General features: G+C 68.2%; 14 protein-coding genes and 2 rRNA genes. All 16 read left to right on the plus strand.

What is annotated here, in order from left to right:
• Positions 1-91: 91 nt before the first annotated feature.
• The 16 genes from H8838_RS09210 to H8838_RS09285 all read left to right on the plus strand — a co-directional run bounded on the left by H8838_RS09210 (position 92) and on the right by H8838_RS09285 (position 21,536).
• Positions 92-1,189, plus strand: coding sequence for a phenylalanine--tRNA ligase subunit alpha (locus H8838_RS09210; RefSeq protein WP_185994796.1), 1,098 nt, complete (start codon positions 92-94; stop codon positions 1,187-1,189).
• A 12-nt stretch (positions 1,190-1,201) separates the two neighbouring features.
• Positions 1,202-3,682, plus strand: a complete 2,481-nt coding sequence (pheT, locus tag H8838_RS09215) for a phenylalanine--tRNA ligase subunit beta (protein WP_185994795.1) — start codon at positions 1,202-1,204, stop codon at positions 3,680-3,682.
• Between the two features lie 160 nt (positions 3,683-3,842).
• The gene (locus H8838_RS09220; RefSeq protein WP_185994794.1) at positions 3,843-4,727 is read left to right on the plus strand and encodes an alpha/beta hydrolase family protein; all 885 of its coding nucleotides are present in this window, start codon (positions 3,843-3,845) and stop codon (positions 4,725-4,727) included.
• Between the two features lie 158 nt (positions 4,728-4,885).
• Positions 4,886-5,614, plus strand: coding sequence for an SGNH/GDSL hydrolase family protein (locus H8838_RS09225; RefSeq protein ID WP_185994793.1), 729 nt, complete (start codon positions 4,886-4,888; stop codon positions 5,612-5,614).
• The gene (locus tag H8838_RS09230; RefSeq protein ID WP_185994792.1) at positions 5,611-6,603 is read left to right on the plus strand and encodes a fibronectin type III domain-containing protein; all 993 of its coding nucleotides are present in this window, start codon (positions 5,611-5,613) and stop codon (positions 6,601-6,603) included. Before H8838_RS09225 ends, H8838_RS09230 begins: the two co-directional genes overlap by 4 nt.
• A gap of 39 nt (positions 6,604-6,642) precedes the next feature.
• Entirely contained in the window at positions 6,643-7,683 is a 1,041-nt protein-coding gene (gene argC, locus H8838_RS09235; protein ID WP_185995142.1) for an N-acetyl-gamma-glutamyl-phosphate reductase, read from the plus strand.
• A complete protein-coding gene (gene argJ, locus H8838_RS09240) occupies positions 7,680-8,831 on the plus strand; it encodes a bifunctional glutamate N-acetyltransferase/amino-acid acetyltransferase ArgJ (protein WP_185994791.1) in 1,152 nt (383 codons plus the stop codon). Before argC ends, argJ begins: the two co-directional genes overlap by 4 nt.
• The gene (argB, locus tag H8838_RS09245; protein WP_181310807.1) at positions 8,828-9,766 is read left to right on the plus strand and encodes an acetylglutamate kinase; all 939 of its coding nucleotides are present in this window, start codon (positions 8,828-8,830) and stop codon (positions 9,764-9,766) included. The genes argJ and argB overlap by 4 nt, the downstream gene beginning before the upstream one ends.
• Positions 9,763-10,941, plus strand: a complete 1,179-nt coding sequence (locus H8838_RS09250; protein WP_185994790.1) for an acetylornithine transaminase — start codon at positions 9,763-9,765, stop codon at positions 10,939-10,941. The genes argB and H8838_RS09250 overlap by 4 nt, the downstream gene beginning before the upstream one ends.
• Complete coding sequence (argF, locus tag H8838_RS09255) at positions 10,938-11,864, plus strand: ornithine carbamoyltransferase (RefSeq protein ID WP_185994789.1); 927 nt, start codon at positions 10,938-10,940, stop codon at positions 11,862-11,864. Before H8838_RS09250 ends, argF begins: the two co-directional genes overlap by 4 nt.
• Positions 11,861-12,382: an arginine repressor gene (locus H8838_RS09260; RefSeq protein WP_181310810.1), complete on the plus strand. Its 522-nt coding sequence runs from the start codon at positions 11,861-11,863 to the stop codon at positions 12,380-12,382. The genes argF and H8838_RS09260 overlap by 4 nt, the downstream gene beginning before the upstream one ends.
• A gap of 52 nt (positions 12,383-12,434) precedes the next feature.
• Complete coding sequence (gene argG, locus H8838_RS09265) at positions 12,435-13,868, plus strand: argininosuccinate synthase (RefSeq protein WP_181310811.1); 1,434 nt, start codon at positions 12,435-12,437, stop codon at positions 13,866-13,868.
• A 20-nt stretch (positions 13,869-13,888) separates the two neighbouring features.
• Positions 13,889-15,322, plus strand: coding sequence for an argininosuccinate lyase (gene argH, locus H8838_RS09270; RefSeq protein WP_185994788.1), 1,434 nt, complete (start codon positions 13,889-13,891; stop codon positions 15,320-15,322).
• Entirely contained in the window at positions 15,306-15,917 is a 612-nt protein-coding gene (locus tag H8838_RS09275; RefSeq protein ID WP_185994787.1) for a DNA-3-methyladenine glycosylase, read from the plus strand. Before argH ends, H8838_RS09275 begins: the two co-directional genes overlap by 17 nt.
• A 445-nt stretch (positions 15,918-16,362) precedes the next feature.
• A 16S ribosomal RNA gene (locus tag H8838_RS09280) occupies positions 16,363-17,879 on the plus strand.
• 535 nt (positions 17,880-18,414) lie between these two features.
• A 23S ribosomal RNA gene (locus H8838_RS09285) occupies positions 18,415-21,536 on the plus strand.
• The 16S and 23S rRNA genes sit together here, the layout of an rRNA operon.
• The last annotated feature ends 53 nt before the right edge of the window (positions 21,537-21,589 follow it).

Consider the following 21,589-nt stretch of genomic DNA (forward strand, 5'->3'; position numbering starts at 1 on the left):
GCGCACGGTCGCTCGACCGGTCCGGGGAGCAGCCCTCCCGTAGCCCACCCCTAGACTCTGCGGCGTCCCGATCGCCGCTGGAAAGGGAGCCATGTCCGGCCCCAACACCGACTACGACCCTGTCGAGGTCACCCCGCTCAAGGCCGACCAGGTCGAGGCGATGCGCGAGGCCGCCCTGGCCGCGATCGCCGCCGCCGGCGACCTCGACGCCCTCAAGCAGGCCAGGCTCGAGCACGCGGGCGACCGCTCGCCGTTGGCCCTGGCCAACCGCGAGATCGGCGCTCTGCCGCCGCAGGCGCGCAAGGAGGCCGGGCAGCGGGTGGGGCAGGCCAGGGGAGCGGTCGCGAAGGCCCTCGCGGCTCGTGAGGCGGTCCTGGAGGCCGAGCACGAGGAGCAGATGCTCGTCACCGAGACGGTCGACGTCACGTTGCCGACGGACCGCCGACGTCGGGGTTCGCGGCACCCGCTGACCATGCAGTCCGAGCTGATCGCCGACATCTTCGTGGCGATGGGCTGGGAGATCGCCGAAGGTCCGCTGGTGGAGGCCGAGTGGCTCAACTTCGACGCCCTCAACCTGGGCCCCGACCACCCGGCCCGCACGATGCAGGACACCTTCTGGGCGAGCCCGGCCGACCACCACGTGGTGCTGCGCACCCAGACGTCGCCGGTGCAGGCGCGCACGATGCTGACCCGCAAGCCGCCGATCTACGTGGCCTGCCCGGGGCGCGTGTTCCGCACCGACGAGTACGACGCCACCCACAGCCCGATGTTCCACCAGGTCGAGGGCCTCGTGGTGGACGAGGGCATCTCCATGGCACACCTCAAGGGCACCCTGGACCACTTCGCCGCGCGGCTCTTCGGTGAGGGGATCGGCACCCGGTTCCGGCCGTCGTACTTCCCGTTCACCGAGCCCTCCGCGGAGGTCGACCTGCGGTGCTTCGTGTGCCGCGGGGAGAACGCCCAGGAGTGCCGCACCTGCCGGGGCGAGGGCTGGATCGAGTGGGGCGGCTGCGGCGTGGTGAACCCGCGCGTGCTCGTGGCCTGCGGGGTCGACCCGGAGGTCTACTCCGGCTTCGCGTTCGGCATGGGCATCGACCGGTCGTTCATGTTCCGCCACGGGCTGGAGGACCTGCGCCCGCTCTTCGAGGGTGACGTGCGCTTCAGCTCCGCCTTCGGCACCGAGATCTGAGGAGAAGACACGATGAAGGCCCCGATCTCATGGATCAAGGAGTACGTCTCGGTCCCGGCGGACGTCTCGACCGAGGAGCTCACCCACCGGCTCACCCTCACCGGCCTGAAGCTGGAGGCGATCGACAGCCCCGGCGCGCAGATCACCGGTCCGCTGGTGGTCGGTCGGGTGCTCACCATGGAGCCCGAGCCGCAGAAGAACGGCAAGACGATCAACTGGTGCACCGTCGACGTGGGCGAGGCCAACGGCACCGGTGAGCCCCAGGGCATCGTCTGCGGGGCGCACAACTTCGCCCCGGGCGACCTGGTGGTCGTGATCCTGCCCGGTGGTGTGCTGCCCGGGAACTTCGCCATCTCCGCGCGCAAGACCTACGGACACCTGTCGGCCGGGATGATCTGCTCGGCCCGAGAGCTCGGGCTGGGGGAGGAGCACGACGGCATCATCGTGCTCCCCGCCGACGCCGGCGAGCCAGGCCAGGACGTACGCCCCGTGCTCGGCCTCGACGAGGAGGTCGTCGAGCTCGAGGTCAACCCGGACCGGGCCTACGCCCTCTCCCTGCGGGGGATCGCGCGCGAGGTCCTCGTCTCCGTCGACGGCGCCTCGGACTTCCGCGACCCCGCGCTGCGGGACACCCCGCCGGCCAACGACGCGGGCTACCCCGTCGTGCTCGAGGACCGTGCGGGCTGCCCGGTCTTCGTCGCCCGCAAGGTGACCGGGTTCGACCCCGCCGCTGCCACGCCCACCTGGATGGTGGACCGGCTGACGGCCGCCGGGATGCGCTCGGTCTCGCTGGCCGTCGACATCACCAACTACGTCATGCTCGAGACCGGTCGACCGATCCACGGCTACGACGCGGACAAGCTCCAGGGACCGGTCGTGGTCCGTCGCGCGACCCCGGGGGAGACGCTGCGCACGCTCGACGGCGTGCAGCGCACCCTGGACCCGGAGGACCTGGTCGTCACCGACGACTCCGGCATCATCGGCCTGGGTGGCGTGATGGGCGGCGAGACCACCGAGATCTCGGAGAGCACCACCTCGATCCTGGTCGAGTCGGCCCACTGGGACGCCGTGTCGATGTTCCGCACCGGCAAGCGGCACCGCATCACCTCCGAGGCCGGCAAGCGCAACGAGCGCGGGGTCGACCCGACGATCTGCGAGGCGGCGGCCGACCGGGTCGTGGAGCTGCTCGTCGAGCTCGGCGGGGCGAGCGCCGACCCTGGCGTCACCGTCGTCGGTGAGCCCCCGGCCATGCCCGTCATCACCGTGGCGGCGGACCGGGCGGCCAAGGTGTCGGGCATGGAGATCTCCGAGGAGACCGTGGTCGAGACGCTGCGAGCCGTCGGCTGCGAGGTCTCCGGGTCCGGGACCCTCACCGTGGTGCCGCCCCCGTGGCGGCCCGACCTGGTCGATCCTCAGGACACCACCGAGGAGGTCATCCGCCTGGTCGGCTACGACCGGGTCCCGTCGGTGCTGCCGACGCCGCCGGCGGGCCGCGGGCTGACCCGTGCCCAGCAGCTGCGCCGCCGGTTCTCCCGCGCCGCCGCGGCCGAGGGCTTCGTGGAGGTGGTGACCTTCCCGTTCGTCGGCGAGACCGACTTCGACGCGCTCGGCCTTCCCGCCGACGACGAGCGCCGCCGGGCGCTGGTGCTGGAGAACCCGCTCAGCAACGAGGCCCCGATGATGACCACCACGCTGCTGCCGGGGCTGCTCAAGGCCGCCGGACGCAACGTGGGGCTGGGAGCCTCGTCCTTCGGGATCTACGAGACCACCACGATCACGGTGCCCACCGGTGGGGCCGCTCCGATCCTCGGGGTCGACCGCCGGCCGACCGCCGAGGAGCTGGCCGCGCTGGACGAGGCGTTGCCCGCCCAGCCCCAGCACCTCGGGCTGGTCGCCGTCGGGGACGCCGAGACCGGCGGCTGGTGGGGCACCGGACGCCCCGTCGACTGGGCCGATGCGGTGGACGCCGTCCGGGCGCTCGCCGACTCCGTGGGTCTGAGGGTCACCGCCCGTGCCGTGGAGGTGGCGCCGTGGCACCCCGGGCGCTGCGCCGAGCTCGCGGTCGACGACCAGGTGATCGGGCATGCGGGCGAGCTGCACCCGAAGGTCTGTGCCGCGTACGGCCTGCCCCGGGGGACCGTGGCGGCGGAGGTCGACCTCGACCGCCTGGCCGAGCACGCCGTCCACCTGCGGACCGCCCCGGTCTTCTCCACCTACCCGCTGGCCAAGGAGGACGTCGCGCTGGTCGTGGACGCGTCCGTGCCGACCGCGGACGTGGAGGCGGCACTGCGCGAGGGCGCCGGCGAGCTGCTGGAGTCGATCAGGCTCTTCGACGTCTACACCGGTGACCCGGTGGAGGCCGGACGCCGTTCGCTGGCGTTCGCGCTCCGCTTCCGGGCGCCCGACCGTACGCTCAAGGAGGGTGAGTCGGCCCGGGCCCGGGACGCCGCGGTGGCGAAGGCCGCGGAGCTGACGGGGGCGGTGCAGCGCTGAGGAGGACGGGACAGCGCTGAAGGGCGCGGTGCACGACAGGGCTGCCCACCTGGGACTGGGCGGTGCGCCCATGGCGAGGAGGGTCGCACGTTCCTAGCGTGAGGGGTGTCACATCGGCGGGACGGCCACCCAGGCCGTCCCCACATCTCTCGGAGTTCCCATGAGGCAGCCCAGACGCACCATGCTCAGCACCGCCCTGTCCCTCGTCGCCGGCTTCGCCCTGCTCGTCGCCCCGGCCGGCCCCGCCGGGGCCGCGAGTCCTTACGAGCGCGGCCCAGACCCCTCACAGTCCAGCATCGAGGCGCGGCGCGGTCCCTTCGCCGTCTCCTCGACCTCGGTCTCGGACCTGTCGACGCCGGGCTTCGGCTCCGCGACGATCAACTACCCGACCTCCACCAGCCAGGGCACGTACGGCGTGGTGGCCATTTCTCCGGGCTACACGGCCTCGGAGTCGACCATCGCCTGGCTCGGGCCGAGGCTCGCCTCGCAGGGCTTCGTCGTGATCACCTTCAACACCCAGAGCCGGCTCGACCAGCCGGGGGCGCGGGGCGACCAGCTGCTCGCGGCGCTCGACTACGTGGTGCGCAGCAGCAGCGCCACCGTCCGGCAGCGGGTCGACCCCAACCGGCTGGCGGTGATCGGGCACTCGATGGGCGGCGGCGGCACCCTGGAGGCGGCCAAGGACCGGCCCTCGTTGAAGGCGACCGTCGGGCTGACCCCGTGGAACCTGGACAAGACCTGGCCGGAGATCAGGACGCCCAGCCTGGTCATCGGGGCGGAGAACGACTCCGTCGCCCCGGTCTCCTCGCACTCCATCCCGTTCTACGGCTCCATCCCGTCGAGCACCGCGAAGGCGTACCTGGAGCTCAACAACGCCAGCCACTTCGCGCCGAACTCCGAGAACACCACCATCGCAGCCAACACGATCAGCTGGCTGAAGCTCTACGTGGACGAGGACGCCCGGTACCGGCAGTTCATCTGCCCCGGCCCGCGGCCCTCGACCACGGGTGAGGTGTCGGACTACCGCAACACCTGCGCCTCCTGACGGTGGCGCGCTGAACGGCTGGGCCGGCCCAACCTCCCGGGTCGGCCCAGCCGTCGGGACGACGGCGTGCGACTGCGGCGCGGAGGCCAGTTCCGTCCTGCGGCCCGGAGTTCTGGGATTCTCCTGTCCCTGACGAGGGCCTCCGGCACCATCGGCGCATGGCGTTGACCCGATCCGTGGCCCTGCGTGCCGGCAGGCGCGCCATCGCGGCCCTGGCCTGTCTCCTCGCGGCAGCGGCCGGCGTGCCCTCCCTGGCGTCGGCCGCGGTGGAGACGCCGGGCCCGGTTCCTGTGCGGATCGCCGTTCTCGGAGACTCCATCACGGACGGCTCGTCGGGTGACTACACCTGGCGCTACTTCCTGGAGCGGCACCTGCGGGCGGTCGGCAGCGACGTCGACCTGGTGGGGCCTCGCGACGACCTCTTCGACATGGAGTCCTTCGGCCGGGGCCACGCCTACGCCGATCCCGACTTCGACCGGGACCACGGAGCGGAGTGGGGCGACTCGATGGCCTGGCAGTTCAACCCTGTCGCCCCGGTCATGGAGGAGCACCAGCCAGACGTCCTGGTCAACGCGATCGGCTCGAGCGACCTCCGGTTCTGGCTGCTCTCCCCGGAGCGCGTCCTGGAGCTCGTCGAGGAGCGCGTCGCCGTGGCGCGCTCGGTCGACCCGGACATCGACGTGGTCCTGGTCCAGGTGTTCGCCGAGGAGGACCAGGTGCCGAACGGACGGGCGTACAACGCTCTGCTGGGGGCGCGGGCCGCCGAGCTCTCCACGCTCCGGTCCCGCGTCGTGGTGGCTCTGGCCGACCCGACCTATCGCACCAGCAGCCAGACAGACGCGGCGGACACCTGGGACGACATCCACCGGACACCTCCGGCCAGGTGAAGTACGCCGCCTCCGTCGCGGACGCGCTGGCCGAGCTCGGCGTCGGCGCCCCCTACCCACGCCCGCTGGCGGTCCCGCCGGAGGGGCTGCGGCATGCGCCGGAGCTTCAGGCCGCGGTCGGGGAGGAGTCGGCCACCCTGTGGTGGTCCGCTCCGCCGGGCGCCACCGCGCACGACGTGTGGATGGAGGATCTCTCCGCCCGGAGCGCACCTCGGCTCGCGTTGTCTCAGGTACGTGGCACCACGGTCCAGGTGCAGGGCCTGACGCCCGGCAGCACCTACGCGCTGCGGGTGCTGCCTCGCAAGCACCTCCAGGCGGCCCTGCCCGACATGCAGAGCAACGCCGTGGTGCTCACCGTGCCGGGCGGTCCGCCAGCCCCGCAGCCCACCCTGGGTCCGACCCCTTCTCTCACCCCGTCACCCACCCCAGGGCTCGTGTCGGCGGCGACCCCGCCCGTCCCGCCCCGGGGCCTCGACGTCCGCCCTGCCCGCGGCGCGCTGCGCGTGTCCTGGTCCCCGGTGCCGGGGGCGGCGTCGTACCTGGTGCTGGTCCGCGACCGGGATGCGCGGACCGGGTGGCGCTCCCTCCCCACCTCGGCGACGGCGCTGCGGATCGAGGGCCTGCGTGCGGGCGCCCGGCACGCGGTCCGGGTGCAGGCGCTGGGCGAGGCGGGCATCAGTGCGCCGACCTCCGCGGTCAGGGGGATCCCGACCGCACCCACCCCGCCGCGGCCCCGGCGGCTGCGGATCGTGGGCGACGGGCAGGCGCCGGAGCTGCGGTGGCGCCGGGTGGGAGGGGCGACCCACTACCGCGTCTCCTACCGGTCCGCCCGTCCCGGCGCCCCGTGGCGCACGCTGCCGGAGGTGCCTCAGCGGGTGACGCGTCTCGTTCTGACTCCGCTGACGCGTGGGCATCACCTGATCCGGGTACGGTCGTTTCACGATCTGGTGCGCGGCGGAGCCGACACCGTGGTGCACCGGACGATGTGACCCACGATGCTGCATGACAATGCGCTCTCATGTATGCTTATGCACATGAGCTCGAAGAAGCGGGTGGCAGTCGCCGGTGCCAGTGGGTACGCGGGCGGTGAGGTCCTGCGGTTGCTCCTGGCTCACCCGGACGTCGAGATCGGCGCGCTGACCGGCGGGTCCAACGCCGGGGAGTCGCTGGGCACGCTGGCTCCGCACCTGGTGCCGCTGGCCGACCGTGTTCTCGAGCCCACCACGCCGGAGACCCTGGCCGGGCACGACGCGGTCTTCCTCGGTCTGCCGCACGGGAAGTCGGCGGAGATCGCCGAGGCCCTGGGCGGAGACACGGTGGTGATCGACTGCGGCGCGGACTTCCGGCTCACCGACCCCGAGGCCTGGGAGCGGTTCTACGGCTCCCCGCACGCCGGGTCCTGGCCCTACGGGATGCCGGAGCTGCCGGGACAGCGCGAGCTGCTGCGCGGCACGCGACGGGTCGCGGTCCCCGGGTGCTACCCGACCGTGTCGACCTTGACGATCGCGCCGGCCCTGGCCGCTGGTCTGGTCGAGCCCGACGTGGCGGTGGTCGCGGCCAGCGGCACCTCGGGTGCCGGCAAGGCCGCGAAGACCAACCTGCTGGGCAGCGAGGTGATGGGCAACATCTCGGCGTACGGCGTGGGCGGCACCCATCGGCACACCCCGGAGATCATCCAGAACCTCAGCGGGCTGACCGACGAGGACGTCCGGGTCTCCTTCACCCCGGTCCTGGTGCCCACGCCGCGCGGCATCCTCGCGACGGTCTCGGCGCCGCTGGCCCGTGAGGTCACCGCCGACGAGGCGTACGAGGTCTACGCGAAGGCGTTCGCCGACGAGCCGTTCCTGCACCTGCTCCCGAGTGGTCACTGGCCCCAGACCAAGTCGGTGATCGGCTCCAACAGCATCCACGTGCAGGTCTCCGTCGACACCAGAGCGCGACGACTCGTGGCGGTCGGCGCGGTGGACAACCTGACCAAGGGCACCGCGGGGGCCGCCGTCCAATGCCTCAACCTCGCCTTCGGGCTCGAGGAGACCACCGGACTTTCCACGATCGGACTCGCACCATGACCACGACACATCCCAGCGGCTTCCTTGCCTCCGGCGTCACCGCCGGACTGAAGACCAGCGGCGGCCAGGACCTCGCCCTGGTCGTCAACAACGGTCCGACCTTCGACTCCGCCACCGTCTTCACCAGCAACCGGTGCAAGGCCAACCCCGTGCTCTGGAGCCAGGAGGTGGTCAAGGACGGCGTCGTCCGGGCCGTCGTCCTGAACTCCGGCGGCGCCAACTGCTACACCGGGCCCGAGGGCTTCCAGACCACGCACGCGGTCGCCGAGCGCGTGGCGGACCACCTGGGCATCGGCGCGATCGACGTGGTGGTCTGCTCCACCGGGCTGATCGGCCTGGCCAACCCCCGCGAGCTCCTGCTCGACGGGGTGGACGCGGCGCACGGCGCGCTCAGCGACTCGGGAGGCGCCGACGCCGCCGCAGCGATCATGACCACCGACACGGTCAGCAAGACCGTGGTGGTCGAGGGCGCCGGCTGGTCGATCGGCGGCATGGCCAAGGGCGCCGGCATGCTGGCTCCTCAGCTGGCCACGATGCTGGTCGTGCTGACCACCGACGCCGTGGTGCCCGCCGAGGACCTCGACACCGCGCTGCGGGCGGCCACCCGGGTCTCCTTCGACCGGCTCGACTCCGACGGGTGCATGTCCACCAACGACACGGTGACGATCATGGCCAGCGGGGCCTCGGGGATCACCCCGACGTTGGCCGACTTCACCGACGCGCTCGTGCAGGCCTGCACCGACCTGGCCATGCAGCTGCTGAAGGACGCCGAGGGCGCCGACCACGAGATCGCCATCACCGTGCTCAACGCCGCCAGCGAGGACGACGCGGTCGAGGTGGGCCGCAGCATCGCCCGCAGCAACCTGTTCAAGGCGGCCGTCTTCGGCAAGGACCCGAACTGGGGCCGGGTCCTGGCGAGCATCGGCACCACGTCGGCCGCCTTCGACCCCGCCGACCTCGACGTCGCCATGAATGGCGTGTGGGTCTGTCGCTCATCCACCCCGGCCGAGGACCCCGCCAAGGTGGACCTCTCGGGCCGCGAGGTGAGCGTCACGGTCGACCTGAAGTCCGGGGAGCACCGGGCCACGGTCTGGACCAACGACCTGACCCACGCGTACGTCCACGAGAACAGCGCGTACAGCTCATGACCGGCCGGCCGAAGAACGCACCCGACCCCGCCAAGGCCGCGACGTTGGCGGAGGCCCTGCCGTGGCTCAAGCGCTACCACGGACGCACGATCGTGGTGAAGTACGGCGGCAACGCGATGATCGACGACGACCTGAAGAAGGCCTTCGCCGAGGACATCGCCTTCCTCCGGTTCGCCGGCTTCAAGCCGGTCGTCGTGCACGGCGGCGGCCCGCAGATCTCGGCGATGCTCGACCGCCTGGGCATCGAGTCGGAGTTCCGCGGCGGGCTGCGGGTGACCACGCCCGAGGCCATGGACGTGGTCCGGATGGTCCTGGTCGGCCAGGTCCAGCGCGAGCTGGTGGGGCTGATCAACCAGCACGGTCCCCTGGCCGTCGGGCTCTCCGGCGAGGACGCCGGGCTCTTCACCGCGACCCCGGCCAGCACCGTGGTGGACGGCGAGGAGGTGGATCTGGGCCTGGTGGGCGAGGTCGCCTCCGTGCGCCCCGAGGCCGTGCAGGACCTGGTCGAGGCCGGCCGGATCCCGGTCATCTCCAGCGTCGCTCCGGACGACGACGGTCTGGTCCACAACGTCAACGCCGACACCGCCGCGGCCGCGCTGGCCGTGGCGCTCGGCGCGGAGAAGCTGCTGGTGCTCACCGACGTGGAGGGCCTCTACCGCGACTGGCCCGGCAGCGACGACGTGATCCAGGAGATCTCGCCGGAGGAGCTGGCGGCGCTCATGCCGTCGCTGGCCAGCGGCATGGTCCCGAAGATGCAGGCCTGCCTGAGCGCGGTCGAGGGCGGCGTGCAGCGGGCGACCGTGGTCGACGGGCGGGAGCCGCACGCGGTCCTGCTCGAGATCTTCACCGACGAGGGCGTCGGCACCCAGGTGCTGCCCGGGGTGGAGACCAAGCTTCGCAAGGCGTACTCGAGCGCAGGGGAGAAGAAGTCATGACCTGGCAGGAGCGTTACGGCTCGGCGTTGATGAACACCTTCGGCACCCCGGCCCTCACCCTGATGCGGGGCGAGGGCGCGCGGGTCTGGGACGCGGACGGCCGCGCCTACCTCGACCTCGTCGGCGGGATCGCGGTCAACTCCCTGGGCCACGCCCATCCGGCGATCGTCCGGGCGGTCAGCGAGCAGGTCGCGACCCTGGGCCACGTCTCCAACCTCTTCACCTCGGAGCCGCAGATCCAGCTCGCCGAGCGCCTCGACGGGCTGCTGGGACACGGCTCGAAGGTCTTCTTCTCCAACTCGGGTGCCGAGGCCAACGAGGCGGCGTTCAAGCTGACCCGGCTGACCGGTCGCACCCACGTGGTGGCCGCCGAGGGCTCCTTCCACGGCCGGACGATGGGGGCTCTGGCGCTCACCTCGAAGCAGGCCTACCGCGCTCCCTTCGAGCCGTTGCCCGGCCACGTGACCTGGGTGCCGTACGGCGACGTGGAGGCGCTCGCCGCCGCGGTCACCGACGAGACCGCGGCCGTGGTCCTCGAGCCCGTGCAGGGCGAGGCTGGCGTGCTCGTGCCGCCGACCGACTACCTGACCGAGGCCCGCCGGATCACCAAGGAGCGCGGAGCGCTGCTGTGGCTCGACGAGGTGCAGACCGGGATCGGCCGCACGGGGGAGTGGTTCGCCCACCAGTCGGTTCCCGGGCTCGTCCCGGACGTGGTGACGCTGGCCAAGGGTCTGGGTGGTGGGGTGCCGATCGGAGCCACGCTGGCGACCGGAGCGGCCGCCGAGCTCTTCGCCCCCGGCAATCACGGCACCACCTTCGGGGGGAACCCGATGGCGTGCGCGGCCGCGCTGGCTGTCCTGGACACCATCGAGGCCGACGGCCTGCTCGAGCAGGTGACGCGGGTCGGCAAGCGGCTCCGCGAGGAGCTCTCGGACCTCCCGGAGGTCACCGCAGTGCGTGGTCCCGGGCTGATGGTGGGTGTGGACCTGGCTTCGCTGGATGCCCCCGCCGTGGTCGCGGCCGGCCGGGCCGAGGGCTTCCTGCTCAACGCCACGGGTCCGGGCACGCTGCGCTTCGTCCCCCCGCTGATCCTCACCGAGGACGACGTGTCCGAGCTGGTGGGTGCCTGGCCGGCGATCGTCGGTCGGGCCGCCGAGTCCGGCGGCGCCGCGTGATCCGGCACCTCCTGGCCGACGACGACCTCTCCCCGGCCGAGCAGGCCGAGGTGCTGGCGCTGGCCGCTGAGATCAAGCGCGACCCGTTCTCCCGGCGTCCCCTGGCGGGGCCGTCGACGGTGGCGATGATCTTCGACAAGCAGACGCTGCGGACCCAGGCCTCCTTCTCCGCCGGCATCGCCGAGCTGGGCGGCTTCCCGCTGGTGGTCGACGGTGCCCTGGCCGGGGTCGGCGTCCGGGAGTCCGTTCCCGACGTCGCCCGGGTGCTGGGCCGTCAGGCCGCCGCGATCGTGTGGCGCACCGGGGCCCAGTCCCGGCTGGAGGAGATGGCCGAGCACGCGGGCGTCCCGGTGGTCAACGCGCTGACCGATGACTACCACCCCTGCCAGCTGCTCGCCGACCTGCTCACCGTCTCCGAGCACCGGGGCCCGCTGCGCGGTCTGGTGGTCGCCTTCGTGGGTGACGGGGCGTGCAACATGGGCAGCTCGTGGCTGCTGGCCGGAGCGACCGCTGGCATGCACGTGCGGATCGGGGCTCCCGCGGAGTTCCAGCCGAGCACCGGCGTGGTCGAGCGGGCGGCCGCGATCGCCGTGACCACCGGCGGCTCGGTCGCCGTGCTGGACGACCCGGTCAAGGCGGTCTCGGGCGCCGACGTCGTGGTGACCGACACCTGGGTCTCGATGGGCCGAGAGGCGGAGTCGGGCGACCGGCTCGCCGCTCTGGCGCCGTTCTCCCTCACCGCCGAGCTCCTCGCACACGCCGAGCCGGACGCGATCGTCATGCATTGCCTGCCTGCCTATCGTGGGCAGGAGATCGCCGCCGAGGTCCTCGACGGCCCGCGCAGCGTGGTCTGGGACGAGGCCGAGAACCGTCGGCACGCCCAGAAGGCCGTCCTGACCTGGCTGCTGGAGGCCCGGACATGACCGAGCACCCGCACAACCCCATGACCCGCAGCGCGAGGCTGCAGGTGATCATCGACCTGGTCAGCCATCACGAGGTGCGCTCCCAGACCGAGCTTGCCGAGCTGCTGGCGGCTCGGGGGCTGCACGTCACCCAGGCCACGCTCTCGCGCGACCTGGTCGAGCTGGACGCGGTCAAGGTGCGCGGGTCCGGCGGCGCCCTGGTCTACGCGGTCCCGGCCGAGGGCGGGGACCGGGCGCCGGTCGCGCCGGAGACCAGCCGCGCCTCGCAGCAGCGGCTGGCCAGGCTCTGCTCGGAGCTGCTGGTCAGCGCCGAGTCCAGCGCCAACATGGTCATCCTGCGCACGCCTCCGGGGGCGGCCCAGTTCCTGGCCTCGGCGTTCGACCGGGCCGAGCTGGGTGATGTGCTGGGCACCATCGCCGGGGACGACACGGTGCTGGTGATCAGCCGCGACCCCGGCGGCGGCGAGGAGCTGGCCCGACGATTCCTGGCGCTGGCGAACAGCTCGCCAGCGCCCTGACCCCAGCAGCCTCCTCCCGCTTCCCCCACGTCCCAAGACAAGGAACATCGCTGTGAGCAAGGTCCTCACCTCCCTCCCCGTCGGCGAGCGCGTCGGCATCGCCTTCTCCGGAGGGCTCGACACCTCCGTCGCCGTCGCCTGGATGCGCGCCAAGGGCGCCGTGCCCTGCACGTACACCGCCGACCTGGGTCAGTACGACGAGCCAGACATCTCCGGCGTCCCCGATCGCGCCACCGAGTACGGCGCCGAGATCGCCCGTGCGGTCGACTGCCGCGGTCCGCTGGTCGAGGAGGGCCTGGCTGCGCTGGCCTGCGGCGCGTTCCACATCCGCTCCGGCGGTCGCGCCTACTTCAACACCACCCCGCTGGGTCGCGCCGTGACGGGCACCATGCTGGTCAGGGCGATGCACGAGGACGGCGTGGACATCTGGGGCGACGGCTCGACCTTCAAGGGCAACGACATCGAGCGGTTCTACCGCTACGGGCTGCTGGCCAACCCGGACCTGCGGATCTACAAGCCGTGGCTGGACGCCGACTTCGTCCACGAGCTCGGCGGCCGGGCGGAGATGAGCCAGTGGCTCACCGAGCACGGGCTGCCGTACCGCGACAGCAAGGAGAAGGCGTACTCCACCGACGCCAACATCTGGGGTGCGACGCACGAGGCGAAGACCCTGGAGCACCTCGACGTCTCCCTGGAGACCGTCGAGCCGATCATGGGTGTGAAGTTCTGGGACCCGTCGGTGCGGATCGACACCGAGGACGTGACGCTCCGGTTCGAGGGCGGTCGTCCGGTCGCGATCAACGGCACCCGGTACGACGACCCGGTCGCCCTGGTGCACGAGGCCAACCTGATCGGCGGCCGCCACGGGCTGGGGATGTCCGACCAGATCGAGAACCGGATCATCGAGGCCAAGTCCCGCGGCATCTACGAGGCGCCCGCCATGGCGCTGCTCTGGATCGCCTACGAGCGGCTGCTCAACGCCGTGCACAACGAGGACACCATCGCGAACTACCACGCCGAGGGCCGGCGGCTGGGCCGGCTGCTCTACGAGGGCCGCTGGCTGGACCCGCAGGCGCTGATGCTGCGTGAGGCCATCCAGCGCTGGGTCGCCTCCCTGGTCACCGGCGAGGTGACGGTGCGTCTGCGCCGGGGTGAGGACTACTCGATCCTGCGCACCGAAGGTCCGGCGTTCTCCTACCACCCCGACAAGCTGTCGATGGAGCGCACCGACAACGCGGCGTTCGGCCCGACCGACCGGATCGGTCAGCTGACGATGCGCAACCTGGACATCGCGGACTCGCGGGCCAAGCTCGAGCTCTACGCCGCGCAGCCGCTCGACGAGGGCCAGGTGCTGGTCGAGAACGGTCACCTGCTCGGCTCGATCGAGCGGGGTGCGTCGACGCGGATCGCGAAGAACCCGCAGGCCGAGAACGACCCCACCGAGCTGGCGCTGGACCACGCGGCGATGGAGTCCGGGACCGACTGACGTCGGCCCGGAGGGAGAGGATGAGGCACGTGACGTCATCGGGTGGCACCAACACCGGAAAGCTGTGGGGCGGACGGTTCGCAGGGGGTCCGTCCCCGGAGCTGGAGGAGCTCTCGCGCTCGACCCAGTTCGACTGGCGCCTGGCGCCCTACGACCTGGCCGGCTCTCGGGCCCACGCGAACGCGCTGCACGCCGCGGGGCTGCTGAGCGACCAGGACCACGCGGCGCTGAAGGCTGGTCTGGACCGGCTGGGGCAGCGGTTCGCGGACGGGTCCCTGGCGCCCGATCCCAGCGACGAGGACGTCCACGGCGCGCTCGAGCGGTTGCTGCTCGAGGAGGTCGGCCCGGACGTGGGTGGCCGGCTGCGGGCCGGCCGCAGCCGCAACGACCAGATCGCCACGCTGTTCAAGGTCTTCCTGCGTGACCACGCGCGGATCCTGGCGAACCAGGTGCTCGACCTGGTCGAGGTGCTCTCCGGCCAGGCGCAGGACCACCTCGACGTGATCATGCCGGGCCGCACGCACCTGCAGCACGCCCAGCCGGTCCTGCTCTCCCACCACCTGCTCGCCCACGCGTGGGCACTGCTGCGCGACGTCGACCGGCTGCGCGACTGGGACGCCCGCGTCGCCGCCGACTCGCCGTACGGCTCCGGCGCGCTGGCCGGCAGCACCCTGGGGCTGGACCCCGAGGCGGTGGCTGCCGAGCTGGGCTTCACCGGGTCGACGGCCAACTCGCTGGACGGGACGGCGTCGCGTGACTTCGTCGCGGAGTTCGCGTTCGTCACCGCGATGATCGGGGTCGACGTGAGCCGGCTGGCCGAGGAGGTCATCCTGTGGTCGACCCGGGAGTTCAGCTTCGTGACGCTCCACGACTCCTGGTCCACCGGGTCGAGCATCATGCCGCAGAAGAAGAACCCCGACATCGCCGAGCTCGCGCGGGGCAAGGCGGGCCGGCTCGTCGGCAACCTCGCCGGTCTGCTGGCGACCCTCAAGGCCCTGCCGCTGGCCTACAACCGGGACCTCCAGGAGGACAAGGAGCCGGTCTTCGACTCGGTCGACACCCTCGAGGTGCTGCTCCCCGCGTTCACCGGGATGGTCGCCACGTTGACGTTCAACACCGCCCGGATGGCCGAGCTGGCACCCCAGGGCTTCTCGCTGGCCACCGACATCGCCGAGTGGCTCGTGCGTGAAGGGACGCCGTTCCGCGTCGCCCACGAGGTGGCGGGCGCCTGCGTCCGCGAGTGCGAGGAGCAGGGGATCGAGCTGCACGAGCTCACCGACGAGCAGTTCGCCAAGATCTCACCTGACCTGACCCCTCGGGTCCGTGAGGTGCTGACCGTCGAGGGGTCCGTGGCTGCCCGGCGAGGTCGGGGCGGTACGGCGCCCGAGCGGGTCCGCGAGCAGCTCACCGAGGTGGGGGAGCGGCTCCGGGAGAGTCGTGCCCGACTGGGCTGAGGCCCTCGAGGTCCTGGCGGCCGGGGCGCTGCACGCGGCGCCCCGGCTGCTCGGCAGCACCGTCTCCCTGCGTGGGGTGACGGTACGGATCACCGAGGTCGAGGCGTACGAAGGCGCTCGCGACCCGGGATCGCACGCGTTCCGCGGGCGTACGCCGCGCAACGCCACCATGTTCGGGCCTCCCGGCCACCTGTACTGCTACCGGATCTACGGGCTGCACACCTGCGCCAACGTCGTCTGCGGCACCGACGGCACCGCGTCCGCGGTCCTGCTCCGGGCGGGACAGGTGGTCGACGGCGCCGAGCTCGCCCGGTCGCGCCGCGAGTCCCCAGGCCGGGAGCTCCCCGAGGAGCACCTCGCCCGGGGACCGGCCAACCTCGTCCGGGTCCTCGGTCTGGAGACCGAGGACGACGGACTGTCACTGGCCGGACACCTCGGGCTGGCCCCGCCGTTGCCTGCTGCCTCCGTCGTCGCGGGCCCCCGGGTGGGGTTGCGCGGGGGAGCGGAGCTGCCCTGGCGGTACTCGATCGCCGGCGACCGGACTGTCTCCGCCTACCGCCCGGCAGTCGCCAGGCCTCGGCCGACGCTGGACTGAACAGGCTCTCAGGGCCTCTGACCTGCGGGTATGCGTGGAGGCCCACCCTGAGTTGGTGGTTGTGGAGTCCCTGGGTTAATGTTTCTCCTGTCGCCGCGAGCGGCTCTCCGCCACTGGCCTTCTTGGCCGAAGCAGGGGGGCAAGTCGTGGGTGGCCACTCGGATCGCCCCGGTTTGACTGGGGTGGTCCAGCCAAGTAAAGTTGGCGAGGTTGCGCCGAGAAAAGGTCCGGAAGGGCTGGCCTCGGGTGCGTCTGATCCTTGAGAACTCAACAGTGTGTCATAGTCGACGAATTAGTTTGTTATGCCCCGTCAACATGATGTGGTTTGTCGTGTTGGTGGTTTCTTTGGTTGACAATAGTTTCTGACGATTTATCGTTAGTGTGTTGTCCGTCAGGGGATGTGGCTCTCTTTTTCTCGCATGCTTAGGTGTGTGGGGTTTGTTTTTCAATGGAGAGTTTGATCCTGGCTCAGGACGAACGCTGGCGGCGTGCTTAACACATGCAAGTCGAGCGGTAAGGCCCTTTCGGGGGTACACGAGCGGCGAACGGGTGAGTAACACGTGAGTAATCTGCCCTTCACTTCGGGATAACCACCGGAAACGGTGGCTAATACCGGATATGACCTGTCCCTGCATGGGGGTGGGTGGAAAGTTCTGGCGGTGAAGGATGTGCTCGCGGCCTATCAGCTTGTTGGTGAGGTAATGGCTCACCAAGGCTTCGACGGGTAGCCGGCCTGAGAGGGTGACCGGCCACACTGGGACTGAGACACGGCCCAGACTCCTACGGGAGGCAGCAGTGGGGAATATTGGACAATGGGCGAAAGCCTGATCCAGCAACGCCGCGTGAGGGATGACTGCCTTCGGGTTGTAAACCTCTTTCAGTACCGACGAAGCGAGAGTGACGGTAGGTACAGAAGAAGCACCGGCCAACTACGTGCCAGCAGCCGCGGTAATACGTAGGGTGCGAGCGTTGTCCGGAATTATTGGGCGTAAAGGGCTCGTAGGCGGTTTGTCGCGTCGGGAGTGAAAACTCAGGGCTTAACTCTGAGCTTGCTTCCGATACGGGCAGACTAGAGGTATGCAGGGGAGAACGGAATTCCTGGTGTAGCGGTGAAATGCGCAGATATCAGGAGGAACACCGGTGGCGAAGGCGGTTCTCTGGGCATTACCTGACGCTGAGGAGCGAAAGTGTGGGGAGCGAACAGGATTAGATACCCTGGTAGTCCACACCGTAAACGTTGGGCGCTAGGTGTGGGGTCCATTCCACGGATTCCGTGCCGCAGCTAACGCATTAAGCGCCCCGCCTGGGGAGTACGGCCGCAAGGCTAAAACTCAAAGGAATTGACGGGGGCCCGCACAAGCGGCGGAGCATGCGGATTAATTCGATGCAACGCGAAGAACCTTACCTGGGTTTGACATATGCCGGAAAGCTCTAGAGATAGAGCCCCTTTTAGTCGGTATACAGGTGGTGCATGGCTGTCGTCAGCTCGTGTCGTGAGATGTTGGGTTAAGTCCCGCAACGAGCGCAACCCTCGTCCTATGTTGCCAGCACGTTATGGTGGGGACTCATAGGAGACTGCCGGGGTCAACTCGGAGGAAGGTGGGGATGACGTCAAGTCATCATGCCCCTTATGTCCAGGGCTTCACGCATGCTACAATGGCCGGTACAAAGGGCTGCGATCCCGTAAGGGGGAGCGAATCCCAAAAAGCCGGTCTCAGTTCGGATTGGGGTCTGCAACTCGACCCCATGAAGTCGGAGTCGCTAGTAATCGCAGATCAGCAACGCTGCGGTGAATACGTTCCCGGGCCTTGTACACACCGCCCGTCACGTCACGAAAGTCGGCAACACCCGAAGCCGGTGGCCCAACCCTTGTGGAGGGAGCTGTCGAAGGTGGGGCTGGCGATTGGGACGAAGTCGTAACAAGGTAGCCGTACCGGAAGGTGCGGCTGGATCACCTCCTTTCTAAGGAGCACACGCCCCGACCCTCACCGTTCGTGTGGGGGCGCATGGTGGTGTTCACTAGTGGAATCGTCGATGAATGGTCTGGTGCAGGGTTGTTCTGCTCCTCAGTACTGCTGCTGTCTTCTGCCTTTGGGTGGGGGTGGTGGTGTGGAACCTGGGGTGGGGAGTCCGGTGGTTGGGTCGTGACACACTGTTGGGTCCTGAGGGATCAGGGCTGCTGGTCTGGGCGTGTGCCGTTGGGTGCGGGTCTGGGGTGGTGGGTTGGTTCTTCTTGTCCTCCCTTTGTCTGCTGGTCCCGGTTCGGGGTTGGTGGGGGTTGGTGGGGTTGTTTGAGATCTGGATAGTGGACGCGAGCATCTGATGCCCGCATGCGTGCCCTGGTGGGGTGTGCTGGTTCGTTCCCTTGTTGAGGGGGTGGGTTGGTGTGCTGTGTTGGGGTGTGTGGTGTGGGTGTCTGTGTGATTTTTTGTGCTGCCTGCCTTTGATTGGGGTGGGTGGCAGTGGTCTTTGTAGTTGAGTTGTTTTGACGTTGTTGAGACAAGCTATGAAGGGCACATGGTGGATGCCTTGGCACCAAGAGCCGATGAAGGACGTAGGAGCCTGCGATAAGCCCCGGGGAGTTGGCAACCAAGCTGTGATCCGGGGGTGTCCGAATGGGGAAACCCAGCTGGAGTCATGTCCAGTTACCCTCACCTGAACACATAGGGTGAGTGGAGGGAACGAGGGGAAGTGAAACATCTCAGTACCCTCAGGAAGAGAAAACAACAGTGATTCCGAGAGTAGTGGCGAGCGAAATCGGATGAGGCCAAACCATGCCTGTGTGATACCCGGCAGGGGTTGCAGGTGTGGGGTTGTGGGGCCGTTCTATCAGATCTGCCGGTCTGGTACAGAGTAAGAAATCTTCAGTGAAGTCGAAGCCGGTTGGGAAGCCGGGCCGTAGAGGGTGATAGCCCCGTAGACGTAAGCTGCAGACTCTGGAGCGTGACCCCAAGTAACACGGAACCCCTGAAATTCCGTGTGAATCTGGCGGGACCACCCGTTAAGCCTAAATACTCCTTGGTGACCGATAGCGGACAAGTACCGTGAGGGAAAGGTGAAAAGTACCCCTGGCGGGGAGTGAAATAGTACCTGAAACCGTGTGCCTACAATCCGTCGGAGCGATCCCTTGTGGGTTGTGACGGCGTGCCTTTTGAAGAATGAGCCTGCGAGTTTGCGTTGTGTTGCGAGGTTAACCCGTGTGGGGAAGCCGTAGCGAAAGCGAGTCCGAATAGGGCGTTTCAGTAGCGCGATCAAGACCCGAAGCGGAGTGATCTATCCATGGGCAGGTTGAAGCGCGGGTAAGACCGCGTGGAGGACCGAACCCACTTAGGTTGAAAACTGAGGGGATGACCTGTGGATAGGGGTGAAAGGCCAATCAAACTCCGTGATAGCTGGTTCTCCCCGAAATGCATTTAGGTGCAGCGTCGCGTGTTTCTTGCCGGAGGTAGAGCACTGGATAGCTAATGGGCCCTACAAGGTTACTGACGTTAACCAAACTCCGAATGCCGGTAAGTGAGAGCGCGGCAGTGAGACTGCGGGGGATAAGCTCCGTAGTCGAGAGGGAAACAGCCCAGACCATCAGCTAAGGCCCCTAAGCGGTGACTAAGTGGAAAAGGATGTGGAGTCGCATTGACAACCAGGAGGTTGGCTTGGAAGCAGCCACCCTTGAAAGAGTGCGTAATAGCTCACTGGTCAAGTGATTCCGCGCCGACAATGTAGCGGGGCTCAAGTCATCCGCCGAAGCTATGGCATTCATACGTTAGCTAAGCCGCATCTTCGGGTGTTGGTTCAGGTGTGTGGATGGGTAGGGGAGCGTCGTGTGGGCAGTGAAGCAGCAGAGTGATCTAGTTGTGGAGCCTACACGAGTGAGAATGCAGGCATGAGTAGCGAATGAAGAGCGAGAAACTCTTCCGCCGAATGATCAAGGGTTCCAGGGTCAAGCTAATCTGCCCTGGGTAAGTCGGGACCTAAGGCGAGGCCGACAGGCGTAGTCGATGGACAACGGGTTGATATTCCCGTACCGGCAAAGTAGCGCCCATGACGAACCTGGTGATGCTAACCATCCGAAACCATGTTGACCGGACCCTTCGGGGCGAGGCGATGTGGCAGAGCGTGGGACCCGAGCTGGTAGTAGTCAAGCGATGGGGTGACGCAGGAAGGTAGTCCAACCGTGGCGATGGTAGTCCACGGCTAAGGGTGTAGGACGAGCGGACAGGCAAATCCGCCGCTCATGTGTCTGAGACCTGATGGGGACCCCGTATGGGGGAAGTGGATGATCCTATGCTGTCGAGAAAAACCTCTAGCGAGCTATGCGCCGCCCGTACCCCAAACCGACTCAGGTGATCAGGTAGAGAATACCAAGGCGATCGAGACAACCATGGTTAAGGAACTCGGCAAAATGCCCCCGTAACTTCGGGAGAAGGGGGGCCGGATCCGTGAACCACTTTTCGTGGGGAAGCGGTGATGGCCGCAGAGACCAGGCCCAAGCGACTGTTTACTAAAAACACAGGTCCGTGCGAAGTTGTAAGACGATGTATACGGACTGACTCCTGCCCGGTGCTGGAAGGTTAAGGGGACCGGTTAGAGGAGCAATCCTCGAAGCTGAGAACTTAAGCCCCAGTAAACGGCGGTGGTAACTATAACCATCCTAAGGTAGCGAAATTCCTTGTCGGGTAAGTTCCGACCTGCACGAATGGAGTAACGACTTGGGCGCTGTCTCAACCATGGACTCGGCGAAATTGCACTACGAGTAAAGATGCTCGTTACGCGCGGCAGGACGGAAAGACCCCGGGACCTTTACTATAGTTTGGTATTGGTGTTTGGTTCGGCTTGTGTAGGATAGGTGGGAGACTGTGAACCGGCCACGCCAGTGGTCGGGGAGTCATCGTTGAAATACCACTCTGGTCGTACTAGATGTCTAACCTAGGTCCGTAATCCGGATCAGGGACAGTGCCTGATGGGTAGTTTAACTGGGGCGGTTGCCTCCTAAAATGTAACGGAGGCGCTCAAAGGTTCCCTCAGCCTGGTTGGCAATCAGGTGGCGAGTGTAAGTGCACAAGGGAGCTTGACTGTGAGACAGACATGTCGAGCAGGGACGAAAGTCGGAACTAGTGATCCGGCGCCAGCATGTGGAAGCGGCGTCGCTCAACGGATAAAAGGTACCCCGGGGATAACAGGCTGATCTTCCCCAAGAGTCCATATCGACGGGATGGTTTGGCACCTCGATGTCGGCTCGTCGCATCCTGGGGCTGGAGCAGGTCCCAAGGGTTGGGCTGTTCGCCCATTAAAGCGGCACGCGAGCTGGGTTTAGAACGTCGTGAGACAGTTCGGTCCCTATCCGCCGCGCGCGCAGGAAACTTGAGAAAGGCTGTCCCTAGTACGAGAGGACCGGGATGGACGAACCTCTGGTGTGCCAGTTGTCCCGCCAGGGGCACGGCTGGTTGGCTACGTTCGGAAGTGATAACCGCTGAATGCATCTAAGCGGGAAGCACGTTTCAAGATGAGGTTTCCCACCACGTAAGTGGGTAAGGCCCCCAGCAGAACACTGGGTTGATAGGCCGGAGGTGTACAGCAGTAATGCCTAGCCGACCGGTACTAATAGGCCGAGGGCTTGTCCCAACACCGTACAAAACCACTCAACGGTGACAAGCACCACTGCGCACAACAAAAGA

Source organism: Nocardioides campestrisoli, assembly GCF_013624435.2.
Classification (GTDB): Bacteria; Actinomycetota; Actinomycetes; order Propionibacteriales; family Nocardioidaceae; genus Nocardioides; species Nocardioides campestrisoli.

Excerpts from the sequence above, each read along its gene's own strand:
- H8838_RS09210 (WP_185994796.1), top strand. The coding sequence starts at position 92 with ATGTCCGGCCCCAACACCGACTACGACCCTGTCGAGGTCACCCCGCTC.
- pheT (WP_185994795.1), top strand. The coding sequence starts at position 1,202 with ATGAAGGCCCCGATCTCATGGATCAAGGAGTACGTCTCGGTCCCGGCG.
- H8838_RS09220 (WP_185994794.1), top strand. The coding sequence starts at position 3,843 with ATGAGGCAGCCCAGACGCACCATGCTCAGCACCGCCCTGTCCCTCGTC.
- H8838_RS09225 (WP_185994793.1), top strand. The coding sequence starts at position 4,886 with ATGGCGTTGACCCGATCCGTGGCCCTGCGTGCCGGCAGGCGCGCCATC.
- argC (WP_185995142.1), top strand. The coding sequence starts at position 6,643 with ATGCACATGAGCTCGAAGAAGCGGGTGGCAGTCGCCGGTGCCAGTGGG.
- argJ (WP_185994791.1), top strand. The coding sequence starts at position 7,680 with ATGACCACGACACATCCCAGCGGCTTCCTTGCCTCCGGCGTCACCGCC.
- argB (WP_181310807.1), top strand. The coding sequence starts at position 8,828 with ATGACCGGCCGGCCGAAGAACGCACCCGACCCCGCCAAGGCCGCGACG.
- H8838_RS09250 (WP_185994790.1), top strand. The coding sequence starts at position 9,763 with ATGACCTGGCAGGAGCGTTACGGCTCGGCGTTGATGAACACCTTCGGC.
- H8838_RS09260 (WP_181310810.1), top strand. The coding sequence starts at position 11,861 with ATGACCGAGCACCCGCACAACCCCATGACCCGCAGCGCGAGGCTGCAG.
- argH (WP_185994788.1), top strand. The coding sequence starts at position 13,889 with ATGAGGCACGTGACGTCATCGGGTGGCACCAACACCGGAAAGCTGTGG.